General features: G+C 31.8%; 10 protein-coding genes. 2 read left to right on the plus strand and 8 right to left on the minus strand.

Translation table 11 applies throughout. The annotated features are described in order from the left end of the window. Positions 1-74 precede the first annotated feature (74 nt). Positions 75-596 carry a methylated-DNA--[protein]-cysteine S-methyltransferase gene (locus AC2FB1_RS10670; RefSeq protein ID WP_490675220.1) on the minus strand — a complete coding sequence of 174 codons (522 nt, stop codon included), beginning with the start codon at positions 594-596 and terminating at the stop codon, positions 75-77. Positions 597-745: 149 nt separating this feature from the next. After that, complete coding sequence (locus tag AC2FB1_RS10675) at positions 746-1,210, minus strand: hypothetical protein (protein ID WP_490675222.1); 465 nt, start codon at positions 1,208-1,210, stop codon at positions 746-748. Between the two features lie 321 nt (positions 1,211-1,531). Between AC2FB1_RS10675 and AC2FB1_RS10680 the strand changes: the two genes are divergently transcribed. Then, entirely contained in the window at positions 1,532-2,080 is a 549-nt protein-coding gene (locus AC2FB1_RS10680; protein ID WP_490675223.1) for a TetR/AcrR family transcriptional regulator, read from the plus strand. Between the two features lie 71 nt (positions 2,081-2,151). On the opposite strand, the gene AC2FB1_RS10685 is transcribed toward AC2FB1_RS10680, so the two are convergent. The 6 genes from AC2FB1_RS10685 to AC2FB1_RS10710 all read right to left on the minus strand — a co-directional run bounded on the left by AC2FB1_RS10685 (position 2,152) and on the right by AC2FB1_RS10710 (position 8,123). Continuing rightward, complete coding sequence (locus AC2FB1_RS10685; RefSeq protein ID WP_490675224.1) at positions 2,152-2,340, minus strand: FeoB-associated Cys-rich membrane protein; 189 nt, start codon at positions 2,338-2,340, stop codon at positions 2,152-2,154. Positions 2,341-2,351: 11 nt separating this feature from the next. Then, the gene (feoB, locus tag AC2FB1_RS10690) at positions 2,352-4,346 is read right to left on the minus strand and encodes a ferrous iron transport protein B (protein ID WP_490675226.1); all 1,995 of its coding nucleotides are present in this window, start codon (positions 4,344-4,346) and stop codon (positions 2,352-2,354) included. 4 nt (positions 4,347-4,350) lie between these two features. Further along, positions 4,351-4,578: a FeoA family protein gene (locus tag AC2FB1_RS10695; RefSeq protein WP_490675227.1), complete on the minus strand. Its 228-nt coding sequence runs from the start codon at positions 4,576-4,578 to the stop codon at positions 4,351-4,353. Positions 4,579-4,797: 219 nt separating this feature from the next. Then, positions 4,798-6,342 (minus strand): L-glutamate gamma-semialdehyde dehydrogenase, encoded by a 1,545-nt coding sequence (gene pruA, locus AC2FB1_RS10700; protein WP_490675229.1) that lies wholly within the window; start codon positions 6,340-6,342, stop codon positions 4,798-4,800. 224 nt (positions 6,343-6,566) lie between these two features. Continuing rightward, the gene (locus tag AC2FB1_RS10705; RefSeq protein WP_490675230.1) at positions 6,567-7,160 is read right to left on the minus strand and encodes a sugar O-acetyltransferase; all 594 of its coding nucleotides are present in this window, start codon (positions 7,158-7,160) and stop codon (positions 6,567-6,569) included. A 93-nt stretch (positions 7,161-7,253) separates the two neighbouring features. Next, positions 7,254-8,123 (minus strand): SDR family oxidoreductase, encoded by an 870-nt coding sequence (locus tag AC2FB1_RS10710; RefSeq protein WP_490675231.1) that lies wholly within the window; start codon positions 8,121-8,123, stop codon positions 7,254-7,256. Positions 8,124-8,313: 190 nt separating this feature from the next. Between AC2FB1_RS10710 and cwrA the strand changes: the two genes are divergently transcribed. Then, a complete protein-coding gene (cwrA, locus tag AC2FB1_RS10715; protein WP_490675232.1) occupies positions 8,314-8,520 on the plus strand; it encodes a cell wall inhibition responsive protein CwrA in 207 nt (68 codons plus the stop codon). The last annotated feature ends 97 nt before the right edge of the window (positions 8,521-8,617 follow it).

Genomic DNA, 8,617 nt, shown 5'->3' on the forward strand with positions numbered 1-8,617 from the left:
TCTACAACTATAAAAAATAGCTGTGAAGAAATCTATCGTCATAGATTTCTTCACAGCTAATCTTAGTATGTTTTTTATGGTTTAGTTGTATATCGAGGTCTATATAGCTGGCCCATATCTATATTTTCAATTCCTAATAATTTAATCTTATTATCAATTGTTCCACCATATCCTGTTAAACTACCATCTTTTCCTACTACGCGATGACATGGAATGATGATAGAAATTGGATTTTTCCCTACAGCTCCTCCTACTGCTTGTGCAGACATCTTCGGTTTATTCATTAATTGACCGATATGTTTTGCGATAGTTCCGTAAGTAGTCAGCTCACCATATGGAATCGTACTAAGATAAGACCATACTTCTTGTTGAAAAGGTGTGCCATGAGGTTGTAAAGTAAAGTCAATCTCTGGATTATTTCCTAAGAAATAGTTATCAAGCCATTTCCTTACTTTCTTAAAAACAGATAATTCATTATTTGTAGGAAAACGTAAATGCGTGTGCTGATATAAATATTCTAATTGAGTAACTACTTCGCCGTCTGTAACAACTTCTAAATTACCCACTGGAGATTTATAAAGCATTGAATATGACATATAGCTCCCTCCTCATCCTATTTTTTATTGTAATAAAAAAAGAAGCGAGAATGAATTCATTTCAATTCATTTTCTCGCTCTCTTTACTTAACTATTACACATTCATGTGTAACTCTATACCACTCAATCTTTTTTAATACATTATCATCTTAATTAAAGTTATACAATTCATAGCCTTTATCTTTGGCATATTCTAATGCTAAAATTTCTAACACATTGATGAACGCTGGCTCATCTTTAACGTTTACATATTGAAATGTTAATCCATAATCTTCAGCTGTGATTGATTTAATATCTTCTTCGCTCAAACCTTTTTGTTGAGCTAAGCCCTTTTTAAATTTTGTTGTACCTACGCCAGATTTTAAGTTATATTGTCCCATTTTATTAAATAAGTCTTTAGTAATCGGTTGATATCCAGTTGAATATCCTCCAGTTTGTCCTACAAATATTGGTGTTTTATTATCAAAAATAACATATACACCAAATTTATCTTGAACTTTTTCACGATCTTTTTTATTAAATGATAAAGCATTACCTTTGTCATACTTAAATAATTTTTTAAGTTGCTTTTTATTATCTTCTTTAATTTGATTTAATCTTTTACTACCTTTCATACTATATCATCCCCCAGTATAGAGTATTTTTATGTTTTCCCGAATTATCATCGAATCAATTTATAAAGAATACTATTTTTCTATAATTTTTTAATTTTCATTTATAATTATAATTAATTTCTTTAAAATTTATATACCCTATTCATCCTAGTTAAAACTTTTCTATATTGTAAATTATTTAACTCTAACTTCAAAAAGATAATTTCTTTTATTAAATTACAATTTATTAGTTATTCTCTATTTATTTATAGATATTTCTATTCTATAATCATATATTATGTATCTATATATTTTATAGCTTACCTGTTAGGGGAGAAAGACATGAATGATAAAGATTTAAGAGTCATAAAGACTAAAAAAGCGTTAACGAATAGTTTATATGCTTTATTAGAAATAGAACCCTTCTCTTCTATTACTGTTCATAAAATTTGTAAAAATGCTGGTATTCATCGTACTACATTTTATAAACACTTTTATGATAAATATGAACTACTCGTTTATTTACTTGAAGTCACTGGGAAAGATTACTTTGCAATTGATATTAAGGAACGTATTAATCACCCGTTTCAAATGTTGTCTAATTCATTAAATCACGAAACATTGTCTAGAATCGAACATATGCAAGAAGAAGATAACGAATACAACAAAGTTAGAAATCAGTTTCTTATAAATATTATCAAAAATGACTTTCATGAAAATGTGGATCGCATAGCAATTGACGAGACTATTCCTAAAAGCTTAGTTTTCTATGTTTTTGGTTCGATTATAGGTGGTTTTTTAGAGTGGCAAAAAAATGAAGACTCAACACTTACACCTGAAGAAATGGATGACGCTTTTCATAAACTAATTAATATTGAAACGATTAATTAATGTTTAAACAATAGTTATATCGTTTGCATAAATAAACCCCGTAGAAGGATTTCTACGGGGCTTATTTACGATTAGTTATTGTTTTTTATGTGGTTTAATTTTAATTCGTTTAATTGGCTAGATGCATTAATATCACAACTACAATCTGTATCACAACCACCACATTTTCCTTGAGTAGAGCGATTAAAGAATTTATATAATGTATAAGCAGCGTAACCAAAAATAGCAACAAAAATTATTACGTTTATTAATAAAGTCATCGTCATCATCCTTATATAAATAATTTTGTGATTTGATAAAAAGCAAATGTTAATACATACGCTGTAAATATTGGATAAATTAATGCTGTTAATGTCCATTTCCATGATGTTGTTTCTTTACGAATTGTTGCAACAGTTGAAATACATGGAACATATAATAATATAAAAATCATAAAGGCATATGCAGATAGTGGTGTGAACTGTTGTTGAATGACATTCACTAACCCACCTTCACTAGAAGAGTACAGGATAGCCATGGAACTCACAATAACTTCTTTGGCTAAGAATCCTGGAATTAACGTAGCTCCTGCTTGCCAACTACCAAATCCTAATGGTGCAATCAGATGTCCAAAGAATTGACCAATACTATGCATGAAGCTTTCATCAATATGTACATTTATTCCATGTGGACCAATGTAACTTAATGCCCAAATGACTACAGAGCCTCCAAAAATAAATGTGCCTGCTTTTTTAACGAAGCCTTTTGCTTTTTCCCAAGTACTTCTCCATAACGTTTTGATTGATGGAACTCTATACGTAGGTAATTCCACAATAAATACGGAATTCTCACTTTTAAGAATAAATTTATTTAGCAATGTACTTACTATTAATGCTACTACAATCCCTAATACATATAAACTTAACACTACAAGTGATTGATACTTTTTAAAAAATACTCCTACAAAAATGGCATATACTGGTAATCTCGCCGAACATGACATGAATGGCGCAATTAAAATAGTAATTAATCTTTCTTTTTCGTTTTCAATACTACGCGTTGCCATAATACTAGGTACATTACAACCAAATCCAATAATCATTGGGATAAATGACTTACCACTTAATCCTATTGATTCCATTGTTCTATCCATTAAGACTGCGATTCGTGCCATATATCCTGAATCTTCTAGAAGTGAAATGAAGAAGAATAATACAATAATTTGTGGCACAAATACCAAGACTGAACCTACACCTGCTACAATACCATCTGTAATCAAATCTTGTAGAAATGGTACTACATGTAAATAATGCATGCCTACCTTTAACCAGTCTGTGAGTGGTCCACTAAAGAAAGCATCTAGTTGATCTGATAGTGGCGTTCCTATCCAAGTAAATGTGGTTTGAAAAATCAACCACATAATAATTAGAAATATCGGAATACCTAAGTATCTATTCATTATAATTTTATCGAGTTTTTCAGTTAAAAATTGCTGCTCCTCATTTGGATATTCAACGACACCATTTAATAGACGATCAATGTATTGATTTCGAATCGTTTCAATATGTTGTCGTATTGATACATCTAAGTGATGACTTAAATTCTCTTTAATTGGTTCAATTTGTTCGGAAATCACTGAAGGTAGTTCGCGCTCAATTTCCGGATTGTCTAGTAAATACTGAATTGCTATAAAGCGTAAACGTTTTGAAGGATATTCTGTGTGTGCTTGAATGATAGAAGTTATTTGCTTAATCGCCTCTTCAGTTTCTTTACCATAACTGATTTTAAAATTACGTCTTTCTTTCGGATTTAAAAAAGACAATTCATTTAGCAATTCATCAGTACCTTTTCCTTTACGAGCAACAATTGGAAATACAGGTACTTTTAATTTTCTCATTAGACCTTCATATTTAATTTTAATACCTCTTTGCGTTGCCACATCTACCATGTTTAATCCAATAATAATAGGTTCATTTAATTCCATTAATTGTAATGTAAGTTGAAGATTTCTCTTTAATTGACTGGCATCAATAATGTTAATTATACCTGTAAATGTATTTGTCATAAGATAATCTGTGACTACTGTTTCATCTTTAGAAATAGGTGACAAATCATAGATACCTGGTAAATCAATTAAATCGCCAGCATCTTTCTTTAAATTTCCAACTTTCTTTTCAACTGTAACGCCACTCCAGTTTCCAATATATTCATATGAACCGGTTAGCGCATTAAACAATGAAGTCTTCCCAACATTTGGATTACCTAATATACAGAAGCTTTCGTGCATAGGCTTACTCCTCTAACATGATTAAACGTGCATCATGTTGGCGAATGCTTACACATTGTCCATTAATTTCAACGACACTTGGTCCATTTAACAAACACTTTTGTTTAATACTAATTTTGCTACCAACATTTAAACCAAATGCGCCTAAACGATATAGCATATTTTTATTTTGGATATCAATTTGTTTAACTATATACTTTTTATCCTTTGAAGCAGTACTCACGTTTATCATTCTATTCACACTTTCTATTTGTAATTAATAATCATTCTCATTATCTAAATGATAACCTTTTTCACTTACTTTTACAATTATTTATTTGCTAATTTCCAATAAATTTTACATTTATTGGATGAATTGTTTAGACTATTTATTTTCTTTATAAAACCATAAAAAAAGCTATGAAAAATCGAATGAATTCGACTTTCCATAGCAACATACCATTTAGTTATGTTAGAACATTTCTGATACAACTTTTTGTTCTAAGAAGTTTAATAAGTAGTCAGGACTACCTGTTTTTGCGTCTGTACCTGACATTTTGAAACCACCAAATGGATGATAACCTACAACAGCTGCAGTACAGCCACGGTTTAGATATAAGTTACCTACATCAAATTCATTTACAGCTTGAATCCAATGTTCACGATGGTTTGTAATGATCGCGCCTGTTAAGCCATAATCTGTATCGTTTGCAATATCAATCGCTTCATCAAAGTTATCGAATTTAGTGAAGCCAACCACAGGGCCAAAGATTTCTTCTTGCATCACTTGATCAGAAGACTTTAATCCTGAAATGATTGTTGGATGGATAAAGTAACCTGTTGAATCATCTGCTTCTCCACCAATTTCAATTTTTCCTTCTTTACTACCAATTTCAATATATTTTTTAATTTTATCGAATTGTTTTTTATTAATAACAGGCCCCATAAATGTATTATCAACCGTATTCCCAACTGTTAAATCTTTTGTTAATTCAATCGCTTTTTTCAAGACTTCATCGTAAACAGCACTATGCACAATTGCACGTGAACATGCTGAACATTTTTGACCTGAGAAGCCAAATGCTGATGTCACAATAGATTGTGCAGCTAAGTCTGTATCTACACCTTCATCTACTACAATCGCGTCTTTACCGCCCATTTCAGCAATCACACGTTTTAAGAAAGTTTGACCTTCTTGCACTACTGCACTTCGCTCATAAATGCGTGTTCCTGTTGCGCGAGATCCTGTGAATGTTACAAAATGTGTATGCGCAGAATCTACTAAGTAATCACCTATTTCTTTAGGATCACCAGGTACAAAGTTTACGACTCCTTTAGGTAAACCTGCTTCTTCTAAAATTTCAATCAGTTTAAATGCAGTAAGCACTGTGTCTTCAGCAGGTTTTAATAACACGGTATTACCTGCAATGACTGGTGCTAATGTTGTACCTGCCATAATAGCAAATGGGAAGTTCCAAGGTGGAATGGTTACGCCTGTCCCAATGGGTTTATAGAAATATTGATTGTGTTCACCTTCACGATCTAAGACTGGTTTACCATCTGCAAGATCCATCATTGAACGAGCGTAATATTCTATAAAGTCAATACCTTCAGCCGCATCTCCAACTGCTTCATCCCAAGGTTTACCCGCTTCATATACCATTACTGCTGAAATTTCTTCTTTACGACGACGAATTATTGCTGCGACACGCAACATTAATTCAGCACGATCTTTGTGGGACCATTTACGCCAAGCTTCATAAGCTTTATTTGAAGATTCAAATGCCTTATCTACATCTTCTTTTGTAGCCTTTGACACTTTAGCTACTAATTCAGATGTATTCGCTGGATTAATTGAATCGAATGTATCATCCTTAGTGATATGTTCACCATCAATGACGATGGGAAGCGTTTGGCCTAAACTATTTTTCACTTTTTCTAACGTTTTTTGAAATCTTTCAACATTTTCTTGTACAGAAAAATCAATACCAGGTTCATTTTTGAAAGGTACTACCATACTTCACTACCCCCTATATGTTTTTAAGTATTTAAATTCATTCTCTAACCCTTTGTTTCTTAATTATGATATTCTCTATCATTAACTTCATTTTACTATGCTTACTCCTTCATTTGCAACCGCTTACAAAAAACAATTGTTTAAATAGTTTATTCAAATATTGTCGTAAGTAAAAAAATCGACCTTTAAGCATTGTCCTCATTTCTTAAAGGTTGATGACAGTACTATTCAAAATGATTGGTCATATATTTTGTTGAACTTTGATCAATCGTTCTTACAACTTTTGCTGGCACCCCAGCAACTAAACTATTTGGGGGAATATCATGTGTTACTACACTACCAGCTGCAATGACTGAACCGTCGCCAATAGAGACGCCTGGTGTAACTGTTACACTTGCACCAAACCAAATATTACTTCCTATATGAATTGGTTTTGCCAATTCCCATCCTTCATTGCGATCTTGATAATTTAGTGGATGATGCGCTGTATATAATCCGCATGAGGGGCCTATAAAGACATTATCGCCAATCGTAATGCCACCCCCATCCATTAAATAACTATTACTATTGATAAACACATTTTCTCCAATTTTTATATTCCATCCATAATCTGTGTCGAACGGACTGCTAATTGATAGATGTTTTGCTTCATAACCAAGTAATTTTTTTAAAATAGCTTGTCGTTTTTCTATATCACTAGGTCGTGTATGATTATAATCAAAGCATAAGTCTTTAGCACGTCGTCTTTCCATTCGTAATTCTTCATCAAAATTTGCATCATACCATTCGTGTGCTAACATTTTTTCTTTTTCAGTCATGTCCTCTCCTCTTTTCTTCCTATAATATAAAAAGTATTCTATCTACACTATACGTAGACAGAATACCCTGTTTATCTACTTAATGACTAAATATTAAGAAGTAATATAGTCGCCACCATTAACATGAATAATTTGACCTGTTATATAAGAACTATCTGCATAGCTTGCTAAGAACACATAAGCTGGTGCAAGTTCTGCAGGTTGACCACGTCTACCCATTGGTGTATCTCCACCTTGATTTTCTACCTTATCTTCATCAAATGTTGATGGAATTAATGGCGTATAAATTGGACCCGGTGCTACGCCATTAACACGTATTCCTTTTTCCATTAATGAAGTTGCAATAGAACGAGTGAACGATACAATAGCACCTTTAGTTGCTGAATAGTCAATAAGGTGACCAGAACCACGATAAGCAGTTACACTTGTTGTATTAACTATTGCGTCCCCTTTACTTAAATGAGGTACTGCCGCTTGTGTTAAAAAGAACATACCGAAAATATTTGTTTTAAATGTTTCATTGAAATGTTCTGGTTTAATATCTAAAAAGTCTTCATTAGGAAATTGCACGCCACCATTATTTACTAATATATTGAGACCACCAAAATCGTTAACAACATCTTCAATGAGTTTTTTGGATTGATCGGCATCTTTTAAATCATGAGAATACGCTTTAGCTTTAACGCCTATTTCTTTTAATCGATTAACTGTATCTTCAGCATCTTCATGTTCATTATAATAACCAATAGCTACATCAGCACCTTCTTTAGCATATAAAATAGCTACTGAACGCCCAATACCAGAGTCACCACCAGTAATTAATGCGACTTTTCCTTTTAATTTACCGCCCGCTTTATATTCTTCCATTTCAGAAATCGGTCTAGGATGCATATCTTTTTCAGAACCTGGTTGGTTTTTTTGTGTATAATCTTTAATTTTTTTATGAAAATCTAATAAGTTCATACATCTTCACTCCTTCTTCATTTACTTAACCGTTCCCATTTCTTTACTTTTTAAAACAAAGTAACTATGCTTACTACTTTTGAACGATACAAAGTCCGTACTAGAGATGCATGAAATTTTATCATAGAGTCTTTATAATATAATTAATCTAAAAAATAACTCATATAAAGAGATAAAGGAGTGTTATAACATGAAAGGCATACTAAAGGGTATCATTACCATCCTTATTATTTTAGGTCTTGTAAAAACGGTTCAAGATCATGATTTAATTAATGAAACAAACCAATACTATAATGAAGCTAAAAATGGTGAACTTATACAATCCATCACTCACCCAAAATTCAATAATTTTAAAGATTTAGATTTAAGTCATTTTAAACCATCTGATTTCTTTTAATTTATTAACTATGGCGACTGAAAGAGTTCGGGACATAAAGTATCTGGATAAGTGAAAAAAGACAATTTCTATTGAAATAATATAGAAATTGTCTTTT

The sequence above is a fragment of the Staphylococcus sp. CoH_129_LAB_1 genome (assembly GCF_058191515.1).

Coding starts and splice junctions, on each gene's coding strand:
- AC2FB1_RS10670 (WP_490675220.1), bottom strand. CDS start 596: ATGTCATATTCAATGCTTTATAAATCTCCAGTGGGTAATTTAGAAGTT.
- AC2FB1_RS10675 (WP_490675222.1), bottom strand. CDS start 1,210: ATGAAAGGTAGTAAAAGATTAAATCAAATTAAAGAAGATAATAAAAAG.
- AC2FB1_RS10680 (WP_490675223.1), top strand. CDS start 1,532: ATGAATGATAAAGATTTAAGAGTCATAAAGACTAAAAAAGCGTTAACG.
- AC2FB1_RS10685 (WP_490675224.1), bottom strand. CDS start 2,340: ATGACTTTATTAATAAACGTAATAATTTTTGTTGCTATTTTTGGTTAC.
- feoB (WP_490675226.1), bottom strand. CDS start 4,346: ATGCACGAAAGCTTCTGTATATTAGGTAATCCAAATGTTGGGAAGACT.
- AC2FB1_RS10695 (WP_490675227.1), bottom strand. CDS start 4,578: ATGATAAACGTGAGTACTGCTTCAAAGGATAAAAAGTATATAGTTAAA.
- pruA (WP_490675229.1), bottom strand. CDS start 6,342: ATGGTAGTACCTTTCAAAAATGAACCTGGTATTGATTTTTCTGTACAA.
- AC2FB1_RS10705 (WP_490675230.1), bottom strand. CDS start 7,160: ATGACTGAAAAAGAAAAAATGTTAGCACACGAATGGTATGATGCAAAT.
- AC2FB1_RS10710 (WP_490675231.1), bottom strand. CDS start 8,123: ATGAACTTATTAGATTTTCATAAAAAAATTAAAGATTATACACAAAAA.
- cwrA (WP_490675232.1), top strand. CDS start 8,314: ATGAAAGGCATACTAAAGGGTATCATTACCATCCTTATTATTTTAGGT.